Source organism: Arthrobacter ramosus (genome assembly GCF_039535095.1).
Classification (GTDB): Bacteria; Actinomycetota; Actinomycetes; order Actinomycetales; family Micrococcaceae; genus Arthrobacter; species Arthrobacter ramosus.
Map to the genome: position 1 here is coordinate 1,415,909 of NZ_BAAAWN010000001.1, position 22,132 is coordinate 1,438,040.

Annotated in this window: 20 protein-coding genes; 16 read left to right on the forward strand and 4 right to left on the reverse strand. The window is 63.5% G+C overall.

Annotation, left to right across the window (positions count from 1 at the left end):
• Positions 1-49 precede the first annotated feature (49 nt).
• The 9 genes from ABD742_RS06660 to ABD742_RS06700 all read left to right on the forward strand — a co-directional run bounded on the left by ABD742_RS06660 (position 50) and on the right by ABD742_RS06700 (position 10,247).
• Positions 50-610, forward strand: coding sequence for a F0F1 ATP synthase subunit B (locus ABD742_RS06660; protein WP_234747862.1), 561 nt, complete (start codon positions 50-52; stop codon positions 608-610).
• The gene (locus ABD742_RS06665; protein ID WP_234747860.1) at positions 610-1,437 is read left to right on the forward strand and encodes a F0F1 ATP synthase subunit delta; all 828 of its coding nucleotides are present in this window, start codon (positions 610-612) and stop codon (positions 1,435-1,437) included. Before ABD742_RS06660 ends, ABD742_RS06665 begins: the two co-directional genes overlap by 1 nt.
• Positions 1,438-1,520: 83 nt before the next feature.
• Complete coding sequence (atpA, locus tag ABD742_RS06670; protein WP_234748626.1) at positions 1,521-3,158, forward strand: F0F1 ATP synthase subunit alpha; 1,638 nt, start codon at positions 1,521-1,523, stop codon at positions 3,156-3,158.
• A 94-nt stretch (positions 3,159-3,252) separates the two neighbouring features.
• Positions 3,253-4,140, forward strand: a complete 888-nt coding sequence (locus ABD742_RS06675; RefSeq protein ID WP_234747857.1) for a F0F1 ATP synthase subunit gamma — start codon at positions 3,253-3,255, stop codon at positions 4,138-4,140.
• Positions 4,141-4,226: 86 nt separating this feature from the next.
• On the forward strand, positions 4,227-5,681 hold the full coding sequence (gene atpD, locus ABD742_RS06680; RefSeq protein ID WP_234747854.1) for a F0F1 ATP synthase subunit beta: 1,455 nt from the start codon (positions 4,227-4,229) through the stop codon (positions 5,679-5,681).
• 1 nt (position 5,682) lies between these two features.
• A complete protein-coding gene (locus ABD742_RS06685; protein WP_059387616.1) occupies positions 5,683-5,967 on the forward strand; it encodes a F0F1 ATP synthase subunit epsilon in 285 nt (94 codons plus the stop codon).
• A gap of 10 nt (positions 5,968-5,977) precedes the next feature.
• Positions 5,978-6,409 carry a DUF2550 domain-containing protein gene (locus ABD742_RS06690; protein ID WP_234747851.1) on the forward strand — a complete coding sequence of 144 codons (432 nt, stop codon included), beginning with the start codon at positions 5,978-5,980 and terminating at the stop codon, positions 6,407-6,409.
• A gap of 5 nt (positions 6,410-6,414) precedes the next feature.
• On the forward strand, positions 6,415-7,686 hold the full coding sequence (locus tag ABD742_RS06695; RefSeq protein ID WP_234747849.1) for an alpha/beta hydrolase: 1,272 nt from the start codon (positions 6,415-6,417) through the stop codon (positions 7,684-7,686).
• Between the two features lie 68 nt (positions 7,687-7,754).
• Positions 7,755-10,247 (forward strand): bifunctional lysylphosphatidylglycerol flippase/synthetase MprF, encoded by a 2,493-nt coding sequence (locus ABD742_RS06700; protein WP_234748625.1) that lies wholly within the window; start codon positions 7,755-7,757, stop codon positions 10,245-10,247.
• 72 nt (positions 10,248-10,319) lie between these two features.
• Here ABD742_RS06700 and ABD742_RS06705 read toward each other — a convergent pair whose 3' ends face one another.
• From ABD742_RS06705 to nucS, 3 genes are all read right to left on the reverse strand, one after another.
• Complete coding sequence (locus ABD742_RS06705; RefSeq protein ID WP_028264741.1) at positions 10,320-10,523, reverse strand: cold-shock protein; 204 nt, start codon at positions 10,521-10,523, stop codon at positions 10,320-10,322.
• A gap of 320 nt (positions 10,524-10,843) precedes the next feature.
• Entirely contained in the window at positions 10,844-12,091 is a 1,248-nt protein-coding gene (nagA, locus tag ABD742_RS06710; RefSeq protein ID WP_234747846.1) for an N-acetylglucosamine-6-phosphate deacetylase, read from the reverse strand.
• Positions 12,092-12,164: 73 nt separating this feature from the next.
• Positions 12,165-12,860, reverse strand: a complete 696-nt coding sequence (gene nucS / locus ABD742_RS06715; RefSeq protein WP_234747843.1) for an endonuclease NucS — start codon at positions 12,858-12,860, stop codon at positions 12,165-12,167.
• Between the two features lie 69 nt (positions 12,861-12,929).
• On the opposite strand from nucS, the gene ABD742_RS06720 reads away from it, so the two are divergent.
• Together ABD742_RS06720 and ABD742_RS06725 are read left to right on the forward strand one after the other, a co-directional pair.
• On the forward strand, positions 12,930-13,262 hold the full coding sequence (locus ABD742_RS06720; RefSeq protein WP_234747840.1) for an ATP/GTP-binding protein: 333 nt from the start codon (positions 12,930-12,932) through the stop codon (positions 13,260-13,262).
• A 157-nt stretch (positions 13,263-13,419) separates the two neighbouring features.
• Positions 13,420-14,214, forward strand: coding sequence for an alpha/beta hydrolase (locus ABD742_RS06725; protein WP_234747838.1), 795 nt, complete (start codon positions 13,420-13,422; stop codon positions 14,212-14,214).
• 10 nt (positions 14,215-14,224) lie between these two features.
• Here ABD742_RS06725 and ABD742_RS06730 read toward each other — a convergent pair whose 3' ends face one another.
• Positions 14,225-15,415 (reverse strand): AI-2E family transporter, encoded by a 1,191-nt coding sequence (locus ABD742_RS06730; RefSeq protein ID WP_234748624.1) that lies wholly within the window; start codon positions 15,413-15,415, stop codon positions 14,225-14,227.
• Positions 15,416-15,714: 299 nt separating this feature from the next.
• Between ABD742_RS06730 and ABD742_RS06735 the strand changes: the two genes are divergently transcribed.
• The 5 genes from ABD742_RS06735 (at position 15,715) to ABD742_RS06755 (ending at position 22,085) form a co-directional block, all read left to right on the forward strand.
• Entirely contained in the window at positions 15,715-17,505 is a 1,791-nt protein-coding gene (locus ABD742_RS06735; RefSeq protein WP_234747835.1) for a DUF8094 domain-containing protein, read from the forward strand.
• Between the two features lie 36 nt (positions 17,506-17,541).
• Positions 17,542-18,507: a tetratricopeptide repeat protein gene (locus ABD742_RS06740; protein ID WP_234747832.1), complete on the forward strand. Its 966-nt coding sequence runs from the start codon at positions 17,542-17,544 to the stop codon at positions 18,505-18,507.
• Positions 18,507-19,610: an NADH:flavin oxidoreductase/NADH oxidase gene (locus ABD742_RS06745; protein ID WP_234747829.1), complete on the forward strand. Its 1,104-nt coding sequence runs from the start codon at positions 18,507-18,509 to the stop codon at positions 19,608-19,610. Before ABD742_RS06740 ends, ABD742_RS06745 begins: the two co-directional genes overlap by 1 nt.
• A gap of 130 nt (positions 19,611-19,740) precedes the next feature.
• Positions 19,741-20,532, forward strand: a complete 792-nt coding sequence (locus ABD742_RS06750; RefSeq protein WP_234747826.1) for an ABC transporter ATP-binding protein — start codon at positions 19,741-19,743, stop codon at positions 20,530-20,532.
• Complete coding sequence (locus tag ABD742_RS06755) at positions 20,514-22,085, forward strand: ABC transporter permease family protein (protein ID WP_234747824.1); 1,572 nt, start codon at positions 20,514-20,516, stop codon at positions 22,083-22,085. The genes ABD742_RS06750 and ABD742_RS06755 overlap by 19 nt, the downstream gene beginning before the upstream one ends.
• The last annotated feature ends 47 nt before the right edge of the window (positions 22,086-22,132 follow it).

Here is a 22,132-nt window from a genome sequence, read left to right on the forward strand (position 1 = left end):
TAAGAACCAAGCGAACATTCAGAACCGAGTAGATAAGGACGGGTGAAACATGAATCAGCAGATCATCTCAGCCGCCGCTCAAGGCGCCGCCGAGTCGGCTAATCCGCTCGTTCCCAACTTCTGGGAAATGGGCGTCGTGCTCGTCGGCTTCGGGGTCCTCTATTACATCGTGGTCAAGTTTGTTGTCCCGATGTTCGAGAAGACTTTTGCCGAGCGCGCAGAGGCGATTGAGGGCGGCATTGCCAAGGCTGAAAAGGCCCAGGCTGAAGCTTCTGCAGCTCTCGAAGAGTACAAGCAGCAGCTCCACGATGCCCGCGCCGAGGCCAACCGCATCCGCGAAGAAGCTCGAGCCGAAGGTGCCCAGATCCTCGCGGAGCTGAAGACCAAGGCAGCAGCGGAGTCGGCACGCATCACCGAGCAGGCGTACGCCCAGATCGAATCGGAGCGCCAGGCAGCTGTTGTCTCCCTGCGTTCCGAGGTGGGCACCCTGGCCACGACTTTGGCGGAGCGCATCGTTGGCGAATCGCTCAGCGATGACGAGCGTGCCGCCCGCGTGGTGGACCGCTTCCTCGCAGATCTGGAGACCCAGAGCGCAGGTGCAGCTAAGTAATGGCAGGTGTATCGAGCGAATCGCTGACCAAGGCGCTGGAGCAGTTGGAAGCCACGCTTCCGACGGCCTCGCTGCAGTTGGCTAAGGACCTCTTCGGAATCCTGGGAACGGTGGACAGCTCGGCTGGCTTGCGCCGCGCCCTGACTGACCCCTCCCGCAGCGGAGAAGAAAAGTCGGCGCTGGTCAAGCAGCTGGTTGGCGGGAAAGTCTCCGCTGATGCTGCGGAAATCGCGAGTGGATTGGCCAGCTTGCGCTGGGCATCGGCACGCGATATCGGCGATGCACTCGAGACTCTTGCCGCCACGGTTGTCATTGCCGTGGCTGAAAACAAGTCGGCCGTTTCTGCCTCCGGAATCACGGGGCTGGAAGAGCTGGAAAACGATCTGTTTGCTTTCAACCAGACCGTTGCTTCCAGCCACGAGGTACAACGTGCTCTGGGAGAGTCGCAGGCAAGTGCTGCGGCCAAGATCAGCCTGGCGGAGAAGCTGCTTCCTGGTGCAAGCCCGGAAGCCCAGCTCCTCATTGGCCAGGCCGTGTCGCAGCCGCGCGGCGTCAAGCCGAGCAAGCTCATCGACAATTTCGCCAAGCTTGCAGCCAAGCGCCAGCAGCGTTGGATCGCAACTGTCCGCGTTACCCGTCCGTTGACGGATGCGCAGGCCAGCCGTCTGCAGGCCGGGCTTGATGCCCTCTACGGCCGCGAGCTGAAGGTCAACATCAGCGTTGATCCGACTTTGATCGGTGGAATCCGGGTCCAGGTGGGAGACGAAGTGCTTGACGCTTCCGTCGTAGCCCGTCTGTCCGAGCTCCGCCGGCAACTCGCTGGCTAGCCAGACAAGCACAACTTAACTGATACAAACACCGGTCATCGTGAGCAACGATGATCACGAAAACAGGAGAGCAGGGACTGCAGATGGCCGAATTGACCATCAACGCCGACGACGTCCGTAATGCGTTGAACGAGTTCGCGGCGTCCTACGAACCCGGAAACGCAGAGCGCGTAGAGGTCGGCCGCGTGACCGCCGCAAGTGACGGCATCGCCCGTGTTGAGGGCCTTCCCTCGGTCATGGCGAACGAGCTGCTTCGCTTCGAAGACGGCACCCTGGGCTTGGCCCAGAACCTCGACGTCCGCGAAATCGGCGTCATCATCCTCGGTGACTTCACCGGTATCGAAGAGGGCCAGGAAGTCCACCGCACCGGTGAAATCCTGTCCGTCCCGGTAGGCGACGCCTTCCTGGGCCGCGTAGTTGACCCGCTGGGCATGCCGATCGATGACCTCGGCGAGATCAAGGCCGAGACCACCCGTGCACTGGAACTCCAGGCTCCGGGCGTGACCCAGCGTAAGTCGGTGCACGAGCCCATGCAGACCGGTCTCAAGGCTATCGACGCCATGATTCCGATCGGCCGTGGCCAGCGCCAGCTGATCATCGGTGACCGCCAGACCGGCAAGACCGCTATCGCCGTGGACACCATCATCAACCAGAAGGCCAACTGGGCTTCGGGCGATGTCACCAAGCAGGTGCGCTGCGTTTACGTCGGTGTCGGCCAGAAGGCTTCCACCATTGCCGCTGTCCGCCAGACCCTGGAAGACCACGGCGCGCTGGAGTACACCACCATCGTGGCTTCCCCGGCATCCGACCCCGCCGGCTTCAAGTACTTGGCTCCGTACGCCGGCTCGGCCATCGGCCAGCACTGGATGTACGGCGGCAAGCACGTACTGGTGATCTTCGATGACCTGTCGAAGCAGGCCGAAGCGTACCGTGCAGTGTCACTGCTGCTCCGCCGCCCGCCGGGACGCGAAGCGTACCCGGGTGACGTTTTCTACTTGCACTCCCGTCTGCTGGAGCGTTGTGCCAAGCTCTCCGACGAGCTGGGCGCAGGCTCGATGACCGGTCTTCCGATCGTCGAAACCAAGGCGAACGACGTCTCGGCCTACATCCCGACCAACGTCATCTCCATCACCGATGGCCAGATCTTCCTGCAGTCGGACCTCTTCAACGCCAACCAGCGCCCCGCTGTTGACGTCGGTGTGTCCGTGTCCCGTGTTGGTGGTGCGGCACAGGTGAAGTCCATGAAGAAGGTCTCCGGTACCTTGAAGCTGGACCTGGCACAGTACCGCGACATGCAGGCGTTCGCGATGTTCGCGTCCGACCTTGACGCTGCTTCACGCCAGCAGCTGACCCGTGGCGCCCGCCTGATGGAACTGCTCAAGCAGGGCCAGTACTCGCCGTTCCCGGTCGAGGACCAGGTTGTGTCCATCTGGGCCGGTACAAAGGGCTACCTGGACGATGTCCCGGTTGAAGATGTCAGCCGTTTCGAGTCCGAGTTCCTTGAGCACCTCAAGCACAAGTCCTCCATCCTGACCACGCTGGCGCAGACCAACGTTCTGGACGACGACACCGCTGAAGCGCTGAAGTCCTCGATCATCGACTTCAAGAAGGGCTTCTTCGGCGAAGGCGACAACCGCTTGGTTGGTGCCGGACACGAAGAGCACGAAGCGATCTCCGGCGGCGAAGTCGACCAGGAAAAGATCGTCAAGCAGAAGCGCTAGAGCATTGGTTCCCGGGCCTGCGGACGCACGCAGGCCCGGGGCCTTCGCCAAAGCCTTAGCCGCTGATCCATCGGGATCTTAGGAAAGGAAATGTATGGGAGCCCAGATCCGGGTCTACCGCCAGAAGATCAGCTCGACGACGTCGATGCGCAAGATCTTCAAGGCGATGGAACTGATCGCTACCTCGCGCATCGGTAAGGCCCGCGCCCGCTTGGCAGCTTCACTGCCCTACGCAAACGCGATCACCCGTGCCGTTTCTGCTGTCGCAAGCCAGAGCGAAATCGATCACCCGCTCGTCACCGAGCCGGAGCAGATCCGCCGTGCCGCCGTCCTGGTTATCACCTCGGACCGTGGCCTGGCTGGTTCTTACTCGGCGAGCGTGCTCAAGCAGGCCGAAGGACTCAACGAACTTCTCCGGGCAGAGGGCAAGGAAGTCAAGACCTACTTGCTTGGCCGTAAGGCCCAGGCATACTTCGACTTCCGCAGCCGTCCGTACTCCCGCGTATGGACCGGCGGAACGGACGCACCGGAATTCAAGACTGCAAGGGAAATCGGCGCCGCTCTTCTCGAAGAGTTCGCCAACGACTTCGCTGAGGGTGGCGTGGACGAAATCCACGTCGTTTACACCCGCTTCAAGTCGATGGTGACGCAGGAGCCCACAGTTGTTCGTCTGCTGCCGCTCGAAGTTGAAGAGCAGACAGTCAGTGAGTCCGAGCTTCTGCCGCTGTACGAGTTTGAACCTGAATCGGAACAGGTGCTTGACGCACTGTTGCCGCGTTACATCGAGTCCCGCATCTTCGCAGCAATGCTGCAGGCAGCAGCTTCCGAGCTCGCCGCCCGCCAGCGTGCCATGAAGTCGGCAGGCGACAACGCGACCGATCTGATCAAGAAGTACACGCGTCTGCGCAACACGGCCCGCCAGGCTGAGATCACGCAGGAGCTTTCCGAAATCGTGGCCGGCGCCGACGCCCTGAGCGCGTAGCCGCCGGTGTCTGGTTCGGCGCAAGCTGCACCTGCACCAAATAGATAAACTTAACCCCACGCCATCTACTGAGTGAAGTGAGAGAGATGACTGCCACCGCTACCGAGCACGTAGCTGCAACGGCCGGCGCCACCGGCCGCATTGCCCGTGTCATTGGCCCGGTTGTCGACGTCGAATTCCCGGCTGACGCAATCCCGTCGATCTACCATGCGCTTACCACTGAGATCACTCTCAACGGTGAGACCAAGACCATCACGTTCGAGACCTCCCAGCACCTGGGTGACAACCTCGTCCGCGCCATCGCCCTGCAGGCCACCGACGGACTCGTCCGCGGCACGTCGGTGCAGGACACCGGTGCCCCGATCTCCGTGCCTGTCGGCGACGGTGTGAAGGGCCACATCTTCAACGTTCTCGGCAAGCCGCTGGACGTTGACGAGTCCGAGATCCACGCTGACGCTTACTGGCCGATCCACCGCAAGGCTCCGGCCTTCGCGTCCCTTGAGGGCTCTACGGAGATGCTCGAGACCGGTATCAAGGTCATCGACCTTCTCACCCCCTACATCAAGGGTGGAAAGATCGGCTTGTTCGGTGGCGCCGGTGTTGGCAAGACCGTTCTGATCCAGGAAATGATCACCCGTGTTGCCCGTAACTTCGGTGGTACTTCGGTATTCGCCGGTGTTGGCGAGCGTACCCGTGAAGGCAACGACCTCTGGGTTGAAATGGAAGAGGCCGGCGTCCTGAAGGACACCGCCCTAGTGTTCGGCCAGATGGATGAACCGCCGGGAACGCGTCTGCGCGTGGCACTGTCCGCCCTGACTATGGCGGAGTACTTCCGCGATGTGCAGAACCAGGACGTGCTGCTCTTCATCGACAACATCTTCCGCTTCACCCAGGCCGGTTCCGAGGTCTCCACGCTGCTCGGCCGCATGCCGTCCGCAGTTGGTTACCAGCCGAACCTCGCCGACGAGATGGGCCTCCTGCAGGAGCGCATCACCTCGACCAAGGGCCACTCGATCACGTCGATGCAGGCTATCTACGTGCCTGCTGATGACTACACCGACCCGGCTCCGGCAACGACCTTCGCACACCTCGACGCGACCACGGAACTTTCCCGTGAAATCGCCTCCCGTGGTCTGTACCCGGCCGTTGACCCGCTGACGTCGACGTCCCGCATCCTGGACCCGCAGTACATCGGCAAGGACCACTACAACACGGCTGTCCGCGTGAAGCAGATCCTGCAGAAGAACAAGGAACTCCAGGACATCATCGCCATCCTCGGCGTTGACGAACTGTCCGAAGAGGACAAGATCGTCGTGTCGCGTGCACGCCGCATCCAGCAGTTCCTGTCCCAGAACACCTACACCGCCAAGCAGTTCACCGGCGTCGAGGGCTCCACCGTGTCCATCAAGGACACCGTGGAAGGCTTCACGGCGATTTGCGACGGCGAGCTGGACCACATCGCAGAGCAGGCGTTCTTCAACGTCGGCGGCCTGGATGACGTCGAGCGCCAGTGGGCCAAGATCCAGGAACAGACCAAGTAGTATGGCTGAGCTCGAGGTTGAGATTGTCGCAGCGGACCACTTCGTGTGGTCCGGTGCGGCCAAGATGGTCAAGGCCCGCACCAGCGATGGTGAAATCGGGATCCTGCCGGGCCACTCGCCGCTCCTCGCCATTCTGGCCGCGGGCGAGTTGGCCATCGAGCCGGTTACCGGAGACCGCCTTGCAGTAGTTGTGGACGGCGGGTTCTTCTCCGTCGACAACAACCGCGTGGTGATCGTCGCTGACAACGCCCAGCTGGGCGATTCAGCTACTGCGGGGATCCGATAGCAAGACCTTGATGGACGATTCTGCTATTCCGTTCATCGCCTTGGCAGCGGCGTTTGCGTTGCTGATTTTTACACTGTGCCTCGTCGGGGTGCGCCGCTTCAATTTGCGGCGCGCCCTGGGCACAGTCGACGCCTCCATTTGCACGGCTGGAAACAGCTGGCGGATGGGGGTTTGTCGTTATCAGGACTCGGAGCTTGAGTGGTTCCGCCTGCTCTCCCTCAGCTTCCGTCCGAAACACAGCTTCCGCCGCAGCTCCTTGGAGCTCCTGGGTCGACGGAAGCCAACGGAGGAAGAACTGACGAGGCTTCAGCCCGACGTCGTGGTAGTGGAACTCCTGCATGAAGGCCAGTCGTTCATGCTGGCAATGAGATTTGATGCCTACGCCGGGTTGTCGTCCTGGTTGGAAGCCGGCCCTGTGGTGGGCGTCGGCACCTGGCGCTGAGGACAGTGGAATTCCTGTACAACCTGAGCCTTGTTGATGGTCCGTTCTATTGGACCATCCTTGGCGCTGGAATTGCCGGGAGCGCATTCCTCCTCCTGCGACGAGACAGGCGCTGGCTGCTTTCCATAGTTTTGTCGCTTGTCGTCGCAAGTGGAGTTGTCTCGTTCATCCATTGGCTGCTTGTCAACGTCCTTACCGTGTTCCCGGAGGATCTCCCCTTCGATGTCCTTGTTTGGTCGACGCTTGCCTTCTTCGCTTTGGCCCTCTTCTCTTTTCGGCTCCCCGGATCCTCGTGGCGCGGCAGGAGCGCCGCAGGGGTCTCGTTCGTCGCCGTGCTGCTCCTCTCCGCTCTTCAGATCAACAGCTACTTCGGGCTCAACCACACGGCGGCTGATCTCTTCGGCCACAACGTGGGACGGATCCCCCAGCTTGAGGAAGGGTTCAAAAGGGGTTTTTCACGGACCCTGCCGGTGTCACTGCCTGACGGGGGATTCGTCCGCAGGGCATCGATTCCCGGAATCGAATCCGGCTTCAAGGCCCAGGACGCTTTCGTTTACCTGCCGCCGGCCTATCAAGCCGCTGATCGCAGCCAACTACCCGTGCTGGTCCTGTTTGCCGGCCAGCCCGGACGTCCCGCCGATTGGCTGACCGGCGGCCGCCTTGAACCGGCCATGAACACCTTCGCCGCCCGGCACGGAGGCATGGCGCCCGTCGTTGTGGTGGTCGATCCAAACGGGTCCGATACCGCAAACACCATGTGCATGGATAGCCGGATCGCACGTGCCGACACCTACCTCGCGATCGATGTTCCGCGCTGGATCAACTCGACGCTCGAGGTTTCCGCCGACCCAAGGAAGTGGGCGGTCGGCGGGTTCTCCTTCGGTGCAACCTGTGCCGTGCAGATGACGACGCTGCACCCCGAAATCTACCCTTCCTTTATCGCCTTCTCGGGAGAGCGGGAGCCTTCGCTTGGCCCCGATCGCCAGCGGACCATCCAGACCGCATTTGGCGGGGACTCTGCCGCTTTCGACGCCCTCACGCCGTTGAACCTGATGAGACAGCGAAACTATGATGGCCATGCAGGCTTCTTCGCCGTCGGGGCCGCAGACGGCGAATTCGTCCGTTACGCCAGCGAGCTGGCGGCAACCGCCCGCACTTCCGGGTTCGATATCAGGCACGCTTCGGTTTCCGGAGCCGGCCATTCGTGGGCCGTGGCCGTGCAAGAGCTTCCTTCCGCGATGGAATTCCTGGCCCCTCGGTGGGGACTCGTCCAATGAGTACCCAGGAAGCCCAATTGTCCAAGGACCAGGCGGATGCCCCCGAAGATGCCAGGCCCGCCCGGAAGATGGCGGCGACCCTTGCCCGGGCCGTCCTGGGCAACGTGGCTGCCCATATCGGCGCGATCCCCTTCACCGTGATTGTGCTCGCGCTGTACCTGCTCACTCCGGCGATCTTCGACTCCGATCTCGGGTACGGCCCTGACGTGTTGCGGCATCTTTCGAGCGTGAGCGGTGGAGGGTTGAAGTCGGGGGACTGGTGGTCCATCTGGACTTCGATGTTTTTTGCCGCCAACCCCTTCGACTATGTGATGACCTCGTTGTTGTTCGTCGTGCTGCTGGGCTCTTCAGAGCGCAAGCTGGGGTGGTTCCGCACAGCGGCGGGCTTCTTTGGCGGGCAGTTTGCCACGGTCACCGCCTTTTTGTTGGTGGTCCAGTTGGCAGCCTACGCCGACGACGGCTGGCTGGGACGGATGATGGATGCCAGGACCTCCGGGCCCCTCCCGGCAACCCTCTTCGTCGCGATGGCGGCCAGTGGCCTTCTCCCGACTTTGTGGCGTCGGCGCCTCAGGGCGACGGTTGTGTCCCTGGCGCTTCTCCTGGTCCTGTACGTTGGCGACCCCTCGGCTGTCATGGCCTTGACCGGTGCCGTGCTCGGACTGGGGACCGGTCTGTGGCTTCAGCTCGACCACGGCATTCAACCGAGCCACCGGGCGACCAGGCGTGAAACGCGAAACCTGCTGTCCCTCATGGTGGCGATTTTCGGCGTCGGGCCACTAGTGGCGGGCGCGGTGAGGAGCCCCGCGGGGCCGCTGGCGTTGATCCGCGAAATGGTCCTGAACCCTGTTCCGACGCTTAACCAATTGCAGGCAAACTGCGGTGGAACCGTGGACATCAGCTGCCTTCAACTTGGACGCCAGGGCTATCCCGGGCCCGCCGGCGTCGCCCTCGCGGTGGTACCCGCGTTGCTTCTCCTGATCTGTGCGGTGGGCATGCGCCAAGGAAGGCGCTTGGCCCTGAAAATCGCCATCAGCGTGCAACTTGGCGTGGTGGCGCTGTCCTTTGCCTACCTGGTGCTGTTTGCCAGCATTCCGCATTTTCCAGGACGGGGCCGTACCGTCGTCATGGGCTCCGCGGTGTTCCACATTCTGACCCTCGCCCTGGTTCCGCTGATCCTGGCGGTTCTCCTTTTCGTGTTCAGGGGCAACTTTGTGGTGGGCTCGAGGGCGCCGCTCCGCCGGAAGATGGCGTGGCTGGTTGGCGGTACGTGGCTCATATTGGCGAGTGGCTACACCGGGGCGTGGCTCGGCTCGGGCGGTTTGGCGCACGACGGCGGCATCCTGGGCCTCATTGCGGAACTCGCCCGACAGTATCTTCCCTTGCCCATACCCACGGCTTTCGGCCGCGTGTTCGCAGAGCGAAGCGCCGCCGAGTCGATATTGTTCGCGTGGTCGGGGATCATTTTCTGGCTTGTGGCCATGGCCGCGGTGTGGACCCTGCTTCTCAAACGGCAGCACGGCCCCGGCGGTGAGGATCCGGCCCGCTTGGCGGCCAGGAATCTGGTCAAGCGCGGCGGGGAGTCCCTGTCGTGGATGGCGCTCTGGGAGCCGAACAAGTTCTGGTTCACTCCCGGAATGGACGCCGGAATTGCCTACCAGCAGCACGGAAACGTCGCACTGACCTTGGCCGGTCCGTTCGGTGATCCCGCACAGGCCACTGCCACGACCGAGGGATTCCTGGACTACTGTGCCCACCATGCATTGGTGCCGTGCCTCTATTCCTGCACTGAGGAATTGTGGCCGATGCTGCAATCCACGGGATTTCGCCGAATTGCGGTGGCCCAGGAAACCCGGCTCTCCATCCGCGACCTTGAGTTCACGGGCAAAGCGTGGCAAAACGTCCGCACGGCCAGGAACCGTGCTCTGAAGGCCGGGGTCGAAGCCCGGTGGGGGCGCTATTCGGAGTTCCCGCAACACATACGTTCCCAGCTCGGCGAAGTGTCGGAAGAGTGGGCCGCCAGGAAAAAGATGCCTGAAATGGGCTTTACCTTGGGTTCCCTCGACGAGCTGATGGACCATGAAGTGCTTTGCTGCATAGCGGTCGACGGCAAAGGGTTTGTCTATGGTGTCACCAGTTGGCTTCCGGTGTTTCGTGACGGCCAAGTGATTAGCTGGACATTGGACTTCATGCGCCGGCGCAGCGACGCCTTCCCTGGGCTCATGGAATTCATGATTGCCTCGGCAGTCCACCAGTTGCGACAGGGAGTGGAAGTCATTTCTCTCTCGGGCTCGCCTTTGGCCGGGGAGACCGAGGAATTCTCCAGCGGGGAAGCCGGCTTGGCGGGCATTCTCGACCTCGTTGGCAGGACCTTGGAGCCTGTTTACGGATTCCGTTCTTTGGCCCGCTTCAAATCGAAGTTCCAGCCGGAGTACAGGACTTTGTATATGTACTACCAAGACAGCCTGGAGATTCCCGCGATCGGCGCTGCGCTAAGCCGGGCATATTTGCCGGGGCTGTCCGTCCGGCAAACTGCCAGGCTTCTCCGCACCCTCGTTACCTGAAAGGGAAAGGGGTCCCGCGTCCTGTGCGGAACCCCTTCCCTGAACCTGCCAGGCAGAATTCAAGCAGTCAAACTAGACGGCGGTGACGCCGGTGGCCTGCGGGCCCTTTGCGCCCTGACCGATCTCGAACTGAACACGCTGGTTCTCGTCGAGGGTGCGGAATCCGCCGGTCTGGATCTCGGAGTAGTGGACAAAGACGTCGCCTTCTGCGTCGTCCGGGGTAATGAAGCCGAAGCCCTTTTCAGCGTTGAACCACTTGACGGTGCCCAGTGCCATTTTGTTTCTCCTCATTGTGGAACTTTTAAGTCCGGCACACCGCGTGCCGGCCTTGGTTACTCCGCGAGAAGACCTGGTTTTCCGTCCAAGCAAGGCTTGGTTGGCTTCGCAGGAGCTTCACGCTCGCAACACGTCTTGCGAGCATGAATCACACCTACACAAAGACTGCTACAACACTTTCATGGCGAATACTGGAGGTCAACGGTCTGCTGGGGAATTCGGACAAATTTTAAGTAAAAAGAAGGTAACGGAAGAAAGCGCGCCCGTCACTGGATGCGCCATTGGGAGCCTGCAAATTCGGCCTGGATGAGCCAATCCCCCTAAGCCAGCCAATCACCATTGCGCAATACACCCGCGAGTTGAAGCTCCCTGTCCACGACGACGAGATCGGCCCGCAGGCCCCGGCGAAGGCCGCCGAGTTCATCGGAGAGCCCCAGGACCGCGGCGGGAACCGCAGTCGCCGAGGCAACCGCGTCGGCGAGCCCGACGCCGGCCGCAACGGTGCGCCTGACGACGTCGAGCATGGTGGCAGTGCCACCGGCGATGGACCCGGTGGCATCCAAGGTAGCGACGCCGTCCGTCACGGTTACCGGAGAGGGGCCCAGCATGTAGTTTCCGTCGGAGAGTCCCGCCGCCGCCATTGAATCGGTCACGAGGACAACGTTTGCGGCGCCTACCAGCTGAAAAACGGTTGCGACGGTGCTCGGGTCAAGGTGGGTGCCGTCCGCTATCAGTTCCACCACGGCCTTGCCCTCCTGGGCCGTGCGCAGGGAGGCAGCGACGGGGCCGGGGGAGCGGTGGTGCATGGGAGGCATGCCATTGAACAAGTGCGTGACAGTCGGCAAGGAGCTGACGCCGTCGAAACCAGCGGATTCCAAGCCCTCGCGCGCCGCAGTCAGGGAGGCGGCCGCCGTCGCGTCGTCGCAATCCGTGTGGCCGAGAGACGGCGTCACTCCGTGGAACGTCATCAGGTCCACGAGCGCCGCGGCGCCGGGAAGCTCGGGGGCGTAGGTCATGGTGGCGAGCTTGCCGGCAGCGGCTTCAACCAGCTCGGTCATGAGGTCCAGGTCCGGCTCCAGCAGATAGGCGGGGTTCTGCGCACCGCAGCGGGCACGGGAGAGGAAAGGCCCCTCCAGGTGGATTCCCGCTACGAGTCCTTCATCGGCCAAGCGAACGAAAAGCTCGATGCCGCGGAGCAGGTCCTCCCGGGGCGCTGTGACCATGCTGGCGAGGAGCGTGGTGGTCCCGGAGCGGTGCAGGAAATCGATGGCTTTGCGTGCCGAGGATTCATCGGCTCCGGGAAAGTCGCCTCCGTTGCCGCCATGGCAGTGCACATCCACGAACCCGGGAACGATGTACCGCTCAGCAGGGAAATCGGTCCGGGGAGTTTCCTCGAACCCTTCGAAGGCTGCTTCGTGGAATTCGGCGGCCGGCCCGGCGAAGGCGATGCGGTCGTCCTCCACCGCCACCAGGCCGTCTTCGATCACCACACCGTCGCTGACGATGGTTCCGGTAATTAGGTGGCGCACAGGCGCAGACGAAGATACAGGCCGGTCTGGGACAGTCATGCTTTGATTCTAGTTGCCGGGGCCCGCGCCTGACCCGATTTACCCGGTTTACCCGGGATGACGGCCAGGACACCTAGAACAAGCGCGACTCGCTGTCGTCTACGCCGCGCATCGCGTCATAGTCCAGGGTGATGCAGTCGATTCCGCGGTCGTTGGCAAGGACTTTCGCCTGCGGCTTGATCTGCTGGGCGGCGAAAATGCCCCGCACCGGGGCCAGCAGCGGATCGCGGTTGAGCAGCTCAAGGTAGCGCGTGAGCTGCTCGACGCCGTCGATGTCGCCGCGCCGCTTGAGTTCGACGGCGACTGTCCTGCCGTCGCCGTCCCGGGCGAGGATGTCCACGGGACCGATGGCAGTGAAGTACTCGCGCCGGATGAGCGAATAGCCGGCACCAAGGGTTTCGATCTGCTCGGCGAGCAGTCGCTGCAGATCGGCTTCGACGCCGTCCTTGATGAGCCCGGGGTCCGTTCCGAGGTCGTGGGACGTGTCATGGAGTTGCTCGTAGATGTTGATGATGAGCCGGTCATCGGTCTTGGCCGACTGCACGGTCCACTGCTCCATCACGCCTTCTTCGACCTCGGTCTCCTCCGGCGTCGTCACCCGCAGGGTAGCGGGCGGGCTCATCCAGTTCAGCGGCTTGTAGGAGCCGCCGTCGGAGTGGACCAGCACGGAACCATCGGATTTGACGAGCAAAAGCCGGGTGGCAAGCGGGAGGTGGGCCTTGAGGCGGCCAACGTAATCTACGGAACAACGGGCTATGACGAGTCGCACCCGCTCCACTTTACTTCCTCTGCCACTACGCCTGCCGCGCGCAACTAGCGACTGGGGCAGAATGGAGTCATGCCCCGCTCCAACCGCCCCCGACGCACCGGATCAGCCAAGGCAAGCTGGAAACGGACAGGCGAGTCGCCGGAACTGGATCTGGAACGTGCCCGTTCGGGCATTGCCCGCAGGGAAAGCGCCCCCGACGGCGACTGGATGGTCCGGACCATGACCGCACGGAAGGCCGAGAAGACCTACATATGTCCCGGTTGTTCGATGGCCATCGTGCCCGGAATCGCCCACCTGGTGGTGTGGTCCGAGACGCACCTCTTCGGCGATGCCGCGGGATTGGCGGAACGCCGCCATTGGCACAACAACTGCTGGACAGGCCGAACCTACAGGTACCGCTGAGCACTTAAGCAATACGGCTGGCCCGCTGAATCTCCCCACCTTTGGCCGGAGTGCCGCCCTGAATACCTGTAAAGGCGGGAATTCCGGACTGCGGTAGCGGCCAAAAGCGGGGAAACCACGACGACGACGCCACCGCTAAGCACTTAAGCTTGGAAACATGAGTTTCGATCCCGCTTCCCTCGTTTTCAGCCAGCCGGAGTCTGCCACGGACATCAGGGCATCCACGGTATTGCCGGCCCACCGCGAAAACGTGGAGTTCCTCACCGAAGACGGCAAGGTGCTTGTGGGTGAGCTGGCGCTGCCGGAATCCGGCGAGATCTCGGCGACGCTTATTACCCTGCATCCCTTGCCGACGCACGGCGGCTTCATGGATTCGCACGTCTACCGGAAGGCGTCCTATCGGCTTCCGGCACTCGCCGGCGTCGCGGTTCTGCGCTTCAACACGCGGGGAACGCATTCGCCCAGGGGTACCAGCCAGGGGCAGTTCGACGAAGGAATCGGTGAGCGGTACGACGTTGAGGCTGCTGTTCGCTTCGCGGTGGAACGCGGGCTTCCGAACCGCTGGCTGGTGGGCTGGTCGTTCGGCACAGAACTGGCCTTGATGTACGGTGCCGTTGAGCCGGTGGCTTCCCAAGTGGAGGGTGCCGTCCTGCTGTCTCCGCCGCTGCACCGTGCCACGGACGTGCACTTGAAGGAATGGGCAGCTTCGGGAAAGCCGCTGACAGTCCTGGTTCCGGAACACGACGACTATCTTCAGCCCGCCGAGGCCGCCCAACGATTCAGCTTGGTGCCTCAGGCCCGGGTCTTGGGGATCGACGGAGCCAAGCACCTGTGGGTCGGCGAGAAGTACGCGGCCCGGGTCTTGGACGAGATCGTGGACGACGTGACGGAAACCGGTGCAGGACCGGATGGCCTGCCGCGCCACTGGACAGGCCCAGTGGCGACGGCCTAACGGTCGCGGCCTAGTGGCGGTCCTGGCGGACGATGAAGACTTCCTTGATCAGCAGCATGATGGCTGCCGCCGTCGGGATGGCGATCAAGGCGCCGAGCACGCCCAGTAGGCTGCCGCCCGCGATCACCGAGATCACGGCAACAGCACCCGGAACGGCAACGGCCTTCTGCATGATGCGCGGAGAGATGAAGTACGCCTCGAACTGCAGATAGGCGAAGTAGCAGATGGCGTAGATCACGGCGGTCTGCCAGCCGGCGGTCAGAGCGACCAGAATGACCACCACAGCGGCAATCATGCCGCCTACCAAGGGGATGAACGCAAGCAGGGCAACCACGAAAGCCAGCAGGACGCTGAACGGAATGCCCAGGATGCTCATGACGATGAATGCGAACAACGCGTTGAGCAAGGCAACACAAACCTGGCCGATCACATAGTTGCCCACCGAGCGCGTGATCTCCTCGGACAGAGCCTCCACCCGGGGCCTGCGTGACCGTGGTGCGAGCCGGTACCCCCATCTCTTCATGGCGGGCAGGGCACCGAGGAAGTAGAGGCTGAGAACCAGGACGATCAGCGTCCCGAAGACCCCGTTGGCCACCGTGGATCCGAAACCGACGACGCCGCCGAAGATGCCGCCCATGGCGTCGGGGTTCTTGACGAACTTGTCGAGTTCCTGGCTGATCTTGTCGCGGACGCCGAATTGGCTGTCAAGGGAGCGGAAGAAATCCGAATCCACGAAGCCCCGGATCCAGTCGGGAGCCTGCCGCACGATCTGCGAGACCTGTTCCACGATGGTGGGGATAAGGGTGGCGAAAAACGCCGCCACTCCGGCAACGAGAACTCCGACGGCGATGACGACGCCGGCCGGGCGGGGAACCTTGCGGTCTTCGAGCCAGCGGACCACGGGGTCAAGTCCCAAGGCAATGAATAGGGCCGTAACGATCCACAACAACAGTTGGACGGTACTGGTGCCGATGTAATAAAGCATGAGGGCGACGCCGACGCCGGCCGTGCCCATGAAGCCGACATACAGCGGATGTTGCGCGGACATCCTCGGGCCGGGGGAACCGAAGCGCGCACCGTCGGATTCATCCTGGGCGGGCTCGGTTGTTGCATCGTGCTCAAGTTCGGGAGGCATTTCGAAGCGGACCCGCGGTTGGGCGCCGGGAATGGGCTGGCGGAGGCGGCGCACGAAGGACGCCATCAGTCCCTCGCCGTGATCCTTGCCGTCCCGGTTAGACCCATCAGCCAAGCCATCCGGGCTGATCCCCGATCCTTGTTCGGCGGGGGTGGGATCCTTGCGCTCTTTCACGTGCTTCAGCTGCCTTTTCGTTCCGCGGTCAGGCTCCAGGAGTGCCCGATGTCATGTTGTTCGCCACACTATCAGCAGGCCGGAATTGGCGAATTCTAGGGGTTGAGCCGTGCGGCGGGAAGCCCTTCGGGAGGGCCCCGAACTGACTCCTTGGTAACAAAACCGTTACCCTTGAAGTTCAACGACCGCTGATGATTGGTATTCCTGTGCGATTGAAGACTGCAGTTTCGCTGGTGCTGCTTGGCCTGCTGACACTGTTGGCCGGCATTGGCCAGCTGACCTTTTGGGCCCCGGCCGAGACCGTAACCGCGTCCGCCCCCGGCGACTCCAAAGCCGCTCCGCTGACCGTGATCACCCAAGACGTGTTGGCCCACAAGGGTGGCCCCAGGCAAATCAGCATCAAGGGCGATGGCAAGTTCGTGTTGGCTGTCGGACGTCCGGATGACGTCGATGCGTGGGTAGGCAAGACCGCGCACAACAGCATCATCGGCGTCTCCGAGGACGGCAAGTCCCTGCAGGTTGCCGGCACCGATGGCGAAGCAAGCGCTCCGTCGCCCGCCGGATCGGATCTGTGGGTGCAAACGGAGAACGCCAGCGGACAGCTGGACTACACCTTCACCCCGCCCGCGAGTGGCAACTGGTCGCTCCTCGTGGCTAGCGACGGAACCAAGCCGGCGCCGTCGTCGGTCTCCATAACGTTCGCCAACGATGCCACCATGCCGTGGGCGGTCCCGCTCATTGTCATTGGCGCGATCCTCATCGTCGCGGGCGCGGCGTTGCCGTTCGTCAGCAAGTTCACCAGGGGCCGGGGCTCCCGCCCGAACGGTCCGCGGGGCGGCGGGAACACGGAAACCGACCCGGAGACCGCCGGCGAAGACACCGCCAAGGAAACCGACAAGGACGTCATCGGCGAGGACGCACCTGCCGAGGACACCAACAAGGGCAAAAGCGGCGGTCCAGCACTTCGTATTTCGCTTGTAGCTGCAGCGGTTGTGACGGCCCTCGCCGGCGGCACCGCGGCAGGCGCCCAAGCGGCCGAGACTCCTTCTCCCTCCGGATCCGCGACGGCGAGCCCCGCGGGGACCGCTGGTGCGCAGACCGTCCCCGTCTTGGTGGACGCGCAGCTCAAGCGCATCCTGGACCAGGTCGCAGGCGCAGTGGCCGCCGGGGATGCAGCACGTGATGCCTCCAAACTCGCCCCCAGGGTTGACGGCACGGAGCTGCAGGTCCGCACACAGAACTACAAGATCCGGTCGCAGGTTGCCACGCACGAGGCACGGATGCCCGTCCGGTCCAGCAAATTGCTGGGCAGCGTCATCTCCACGCAGCGAACCTGGCCACGCACCGTGATCGCCTTGACCCAAGGCGATGGCAACGTGGTTCCCCAGGTCCTGACCCTCGTGCAGGCCTCGCCGCGGGAGAACTACAAGCTGAAGAGCACTTCCCCGCTTCAGCCCGGAACGTCCTTCCCCGCGATTCCCTTGGGCGGAACCGCGCAGTTGGCGGCCGGTGACAAGTCCGGGCTGCAGTACAGCGGGACCGAGGCGATGGCAGCCCTGGGCGATCGCTTGACCAAGGCCGATTCGGCGTTCAAGGACAAGCTCGTGGAAGGCACCAATTCGCCCTACATTGCCGATGTCCTGGACTACCAGGCGAGCACCGTCAAGTCCGGCGCCAACGGCAATTTCACCTTCACGCACACGCCCTCTCCGGCGGATACGGCAGTGTTCCGGACGTCCGACGGCGGCGCCGTGGTGGTGGGAAAGCTGAACTTCGATTTCACCAGCAAGCCCAAGGCCGATGGCGACACGCTGACCGTGGACAAAGCCGCGGCCGTGCTCGCGGGCGGGGATTCCACGAAAGTCGGCCTCGTGCAGACCTTCTCGGAGGCGGTAGCTATTTACATTCCACCGGCAGGCTCGACGGCTCCCATGAAGCTCGTTGCCGCGGTCCGCGGTCTGGTGGGGGCCAGCTTCCAGTAGGCAAATGGTGGTGGAGCAGCGGCTAGAGTGGACGGTATGAGTTCGCCAGGATCCCGTCCCGTCCCTCCAGCCGCTGCCAGCCAGCTCAACCTGCGCGGCGCCGTCGACCTCTCTGCATTGCGGCGCCCGGCGCCGGCGGCACCGAGCGGTGCCCCGGCTGTATCCGGCGCAAGCCCCGGAAGCAGCCAACCCCTTCGCGTAGATGCCACCGAGGCCAATTTCCAGGACCTCGTCCAGCTGTCCGCGCAGATTCCGGTCCTTTTCCTTTTGTGGTCCAACCGCTCCTTGGAGGCTTCGACCCTCCTCCATAGCCTCGAAGGTGTCGTCGAAGGCTACGCCGGCAAAGTCGTGCTGGCTGCCGCGGATGTTGATGCGTTCCCGCAGCTTGCGCAGGCATTCCAGGTCCAGGCCATCCCCACCGCTGTCGCGGTCCTGAAGGGCCAGCCCGTGCCGCTCTTCGAGGGGCCCGCTTCGGACCAGGAAATCCGCACCCTCATCGATGAACTCCTCAAGGTGGCCGAAGCCAACGGAGTAACGGGCAGTATCGGCGCGGGCGCCGCTGGCGCGGAGGCCCGTCCCTTGCCTCCGCTGCACCAGGCAGCCTTCGATGCCATTGAAGCCGGAGATTACGCCGCTGCGGCCACCGCCTACCGCCAGGCGCTCGCTGAGAAACCGGCTGATGCCGAGGCGAAGGCCGGGCTGGCCCAGGTGGAACTGATGGGCAGGCTTGAGCTCCTGACGGCAACGGAAGCCGAAGCCGTGCGCCAGCGGGCGGCGGAGGAGCCGGACAACATCGAAGTACAGCTCACGGTGGCCGACCTCGACATCTCGGGTGGACACATCGAGGACGCGTTGAACCGCATCATTGCGTTCATTGGCCGCAACTTCGGTCCCGAGCGTGAGACGGCGCGCGTGCGACTGCTGGAACTGTTCGACGTCGTCGGCATTTCGGACCAACGTGTGGCCAAGGCCCGGCAAGGTCTGGCACGGGTCCTCTTCTAATGACGCAGCCGGCGTTGTTCAGCCCGCTTCAATTGCGCTCGTTGGCGTTGCCGCATCGTGGCTGGGTTTCGCCGATGTGCCAGTACAGTTGCTCGCCCGACGGCGGGGGCGGCGTGCCCAACGATTGGCACCTGGTGCATCTTGGTGCGTTTGCCACGGGCGGCGCGGCCCTCATCCTCACGGAGGCCTCGGCCGTCAGCCCCGAGGGAAGGATCAGCCCGCGGGACGCCGGACTGTACACGGACGAGCAAGCGGGCGCTTGGGAGCGGATTGTGGACTTCGTCCACCGCAACAGTGCCGTGGGCGGCAAGATCGGCGTCCAACTGGCGCACGCCGGCCGCAAGGCTTCCACCTACTGGCCTTTCGCCGAAGAGAGCGGATCCGTAGCGGAGTCCGACGGCGGGTGGGTTGCGCGGGGTCCGGGTAACGAGGCGTTTGCCGGGCTTGCACGTCCTCTTGCCATGAGCGAAGAGGACATCCACGCGGTGATTTCGGATTTCGCGGCGGCAGCCTCACGGGCGGTGGACGCCGGGTTCGACACGGTGGAGATCCACGGCGCGCATGGTTACCTCCTGCACGAATTCCAAAGCCCCCTGATCAACAAGCGCGACGATTCCTGGGGAGGCAGCGAGGCCGGTCGAAACCGCTTGATGCTTGAGGTCATCGACGCAGTCCGTGCTGTCATCCCCGATTCGATGCCCTTGTTGCTGCGGATTTCCGCCAGTGATTGGGCCGAGGGTGGCGTAGACATTGACGCCTCCGTGCGCCTCGCGCGGGCGGCGTCCGAGCACGGCGTGGACTTGGTGGATGTCTCCAGCGGAGGCGCAGTGGCCCACCAGCGGATCAAGGCCGGCCCTGGATACCAGACGGGATTCTCGGAACAGATCCGGCGCGAAGCGGGGGTTCCCACCGGAGCAGTCGGCTTCCTGACATCCTCGGGACAGGCCGAACACACGGTGGCCACGGGCCAGGCCGACGGCGTATTCATGGCACGGGCAGCCCTCCGCGATCCGCACTGGTGGCTTCGCGCGGCTTTCGAACTCGGCTTCCCCTTGGATTGGGCGCCGCAGTATCAGCGCGCGGTTCCACGGCACAGCTTCTAAGAGCTGCTCCTTTCGGATGCGAACCGTTTTGGCGAGCTAGTCCTTTGGGATGAGGCGGCTCCGGAAAGCGGCTCAGTAGTTCCCCCTCGGGGACGACCCCCGGAAGCGTCGCCGGGGCTAGGCTGGCTGCATGACTGTCCAGCTTCCCGGTTCCCCTCCCACCTCCCCGGTGCCTGCCTTGGCCCTGCGCGGACTGGCGAAGCGCTTCGGCGGCAAGATCGCCGTCGATGGCATCAGCCTGGATGTCCCGGCTGGCTCCTTCTACGGGGTCGTTGGTCCCAACGGGGCGGGCAAGACCACTACGTTGTCCATGGCCACCGGACTCCTGCGGCCGGATTTCGGGACGGCCTACATCCACGGCGTGGACGTGTGGGCGAAACCGCTCGACGCCAAGAAGCTGATGGGGATATTGCCCGACGGCGTCCGCCTCTTCGACCGCTTGACGGGTGAACAGCTCGTCACTTACGCCGGCTTGCTTCGGGGCATGGACAGGGACGTCGTTGCCCACAGGGTGGGAGAGCTGATGGCCGCGCTCGACCTGAGCGGCGACGCCGGCACCCTCGTGGTGGACTACTCCGCCGGCATGACCAAGAAGATTGCCCTCGCCTCGGCGCTCATTCATGCCCCCAGGCTGCTCGTGCTGGACGAGCCCTTTGAGTCCGTGGATCCTGTATCGGCAGCCAACATCCGGGGAATTCTTGACAACTACGTGGGCTCGGGAGGGACGGTCATCGTCTCGAGCCACGTCATGGACCTCGTGCAGCGCATGTGCGACCACGTGGCCGTTGTGGCTGCAGGCAGGGTCCTCGCCGCCGGAACCGTCGACGAGGTCCGCGACGGCGCCACGCTCGAGGACCGTTTTGTGCAGCTGGTGGGCGGCGGAAACCAGGCGGGAGGCCTCGAATGGTTGCGCACCTCCTGAGCCTGAAGTGGCGGCTCCTGCTGAACGGCTTCCGACGCAGCCCGGGCCAGCTTGTGGGAATCGCGATCGGTGGGCTCTATGCGCTGGGAGTCGTCGCGACCCTCGTAGGGACTCTCATCGCCCTGCGGTGGGCCGACCCCGAGACGGCCCACACCGCCGTCGTCCTCGGTGGCGCCGCCGCGATCCTGGCCTGGGCTGTGGTGCCCTTGATGGCCTCGGCCGCGGACATGACGCTTGACCCTTCCCGCTTCACGACGTCGGCGATCCCCATGCGCCAACTGCTGACCGGGCTTGCCCTCGCCGGATTCATCGGAGTGCCGGGCTTGTCCACGATGCTCGTGGCGTTATTCACCGCGGCAACATGGTGGCGTAGCGTGCCGGCGGTGCTCGGAGCCCTGCTGGGTGCCGTGCTGGGAGCGCTCAGCTGCGTGGTCTTGTCGAAAGTCATCACGACGGCGACCGCCAGCCTCGCAGCCTCCCGCCGTTTCAAGGATGTGAGCAGCATTGTGGTCTTTGTGCCGCTCGTGCTGATGGGACCGATCGTGGCCGGCGTCTTCAGGGGAGTGTCCGGTTCCACCGGCTATCTCCCCGAACTTGCCCGGACGGTCTCCTGGACTCCGCTCGGAGCTTCCTGGTCGCTTGGCGGCGATCTGGCGTCCGGAGATGTTGCTGCCGCAGGCCTGAAGTCGTTGATCGCCCTCGCCACTCTCCTCGTGTTGTTTGCCGCCTGGAATGCGCTGCTCAAGCGGGCGCTGGTCACTCCGCCATATTCCGGTGGATCGAGAAAACGCGGCGGGAAACTTGGCTTGTTCGGATTGCTGCCGGCAACTCCCACCGGGGCCATTGCCGCACGGGCCCTCAGCTACTGGATCCGCGATCCGCGCTACGCAGCCTCGCTGATCGTGGTCCCGTTGTTGCCCGTGATTTTCCTGTTCCAGTCCGGGCAGTCCGGAAGCTACTCCATGCTGGTGATTCTGGGGCCAATGGCTGCCTTTGTCCTCGCATGGTCCATTGCCGCGGATGTTTCCTACGACAACACCGCATTTGCCTTGCATCTGGCCACCGCGGTCCGCGGCATCCATGACCGGCTCGGCAGGGCCTTGGCCTGCCTGGTATTCGCCCTCCCGGTGGTGTTGATCTTCGCCGTCGGGCCCTTTTTCCTGACGGGAGAATGGGGCTGGTTGCCCGGTGTCCTGGGTCTTTCCCTGGGCGTGCTGTTCACAGGCCTGGGCTTGGCCTCCATCGTGTCGGCGCGGTACACGTCCAGCGTGCCGCTGCCCGGTGACAGCCCTTTCAAGAAACCGCCGGGAAACGTTGCCCAGACGCTGGCGGTCCAGTTCGGGGGAATGGCGGTTCTGTTCCTCCTGGTCCTTCCTGAACTTGTCATGGTGATTGTCCAGTCGGTCACGGGCGATCCGCTGTGGGGATGGATCAATCTCGCAATTGGTACGGTTCTTGGGGTGGCCTTGTTCGTGTCGGGTGTCCGGATCGGCGGACGCTGGCTTGACCGGCGCGGGCCGGAGCTTTTCGCGCAATTGAGCGTCAACCGTTGATTCCATGAGCAACAATGACAAGTTATGGGACATGGGATAACCTCGAG

Coding starts and splice junctions, on each gene's coding strand:
- ABD742_RS06660 (WP_234747862.1), top strand. CDS start 50: ATGAATCAGCAGATCATCTCAGCCGCCGCTCAAGGCGCCGCCGAGTCG.
- ABD742_RS06665 (WP_234747860.1), top strand. CDS start 610: ATGGCAGGTGTATCGAGCGAATCGCTGACCAAGGCGCTGGAGCAGTTG.
- atpA (WP_234748626.1), top strand. CDS start 1,521: ATGGCCGAATTGACCATCAACGCCGACGACGTCCGTAATGCGTTGAAC.
- ABD742_RS06675 (WP_234747857.1), top strand. CDS start 3,253: ATGGGAGCCCAGATCCGGGTCTACCGCCAGAAGATCAGCTCGACGACG.
- atpD (WP_234747854.1), top strand. CDS start 4,227: ATGACTGCCACCGCTACCGAGCACGTAGCTGCAACGGCCGGCGCCACC.
- ABD742_RS06685 (WP_059387616.1), top strand. CDS start 5,683: ATGGCTGAGCTCGAGGTTGAGATTGTCGCAGCGGACCACTTCGTGTGG.
- ABD742_RS06690 (WP_234747851.1), top strand. CDS start 5,978: ATGGACGATTCTGCTATTCCGTTCATCGCCTTGGCAGCGGCGTTTGCG.
- ABD742_RS06700 (WP_234748625.1), top strand. CDS start 7,755: ATGGCGGCGACCCTTGCCCGGGCCGTCCTGGGCAACGTGGCTGCCCAT.
- ABD742_RS06705 (WP_028264741.1), bottom strand. CDS start 10,523: ATGGCACTGGGCACCGTCAAGTGGTTCAACGCTGAAAAGGGCTTCGGC.
- nagA (WP_234747846.1), bottom strand. CDS start 12,091: ATGACTGTCCCAGACCGGCCTGTATCTTCGTCTGCGCCTGTGCGCCAC.
- ABD742_RS06720 (WP_234747840.1), top strand. CDS start 12,930: ATGCCCCGCTCCAACCGCCCCCGACGCACCGGATCAGCCAAGGCAAGC.
- ABD742_RS06725 (WP_234747838.1), top strand. CDS start 13,420: ATGAGTTTCGATCCCGCTTCCCTCGTTTTCAGCCAGCCGGAGTCTGCC.
- ABD742_RS06730 (WP_234748624.1), bottom strand. CDS start 15,415: ATGGCGTCCTTCGTGCGCCGCCTCCGCCAGCCCATTCCCGGCGCCCAA.
- ABD742_RS06735 (WP_234747835.1), top strand. CDS start 15,715: ATGATTGGTATTCCTGTGCGATTGAAGACTGCAGTTTCGCTGGTGCTG.
- ABD742_RS06740 (WP_234747832.1), top strand. CDS start 17,542: ATGAGTTCGCCAGGATCCCGTCCCGTCCCTCCAGCCGCTGCCAGCCAG.
- ABD742_RS06745 (WP_234747829.1), top strand. CDS start 18,507: ATGACGCAGCCGGCGTTGTTCAGCCCGCTTCAATTGCGCTCGTTGGCG.
- ABD742_RS06750 (WP_234747826.1), top strand. CDS start 19,741: ATGACTGTCCAGCTTCCCGGTTCCCCTCCCACCTCCCCGGTGCCTGCC.
- ABD742_RS06755 (WP_234747824.1), top strand. CDS start 20,514: ATGGTTGCGCACCTCCTGAGCCTGAAGTGGCGGCTCCTGCTGAACGGC.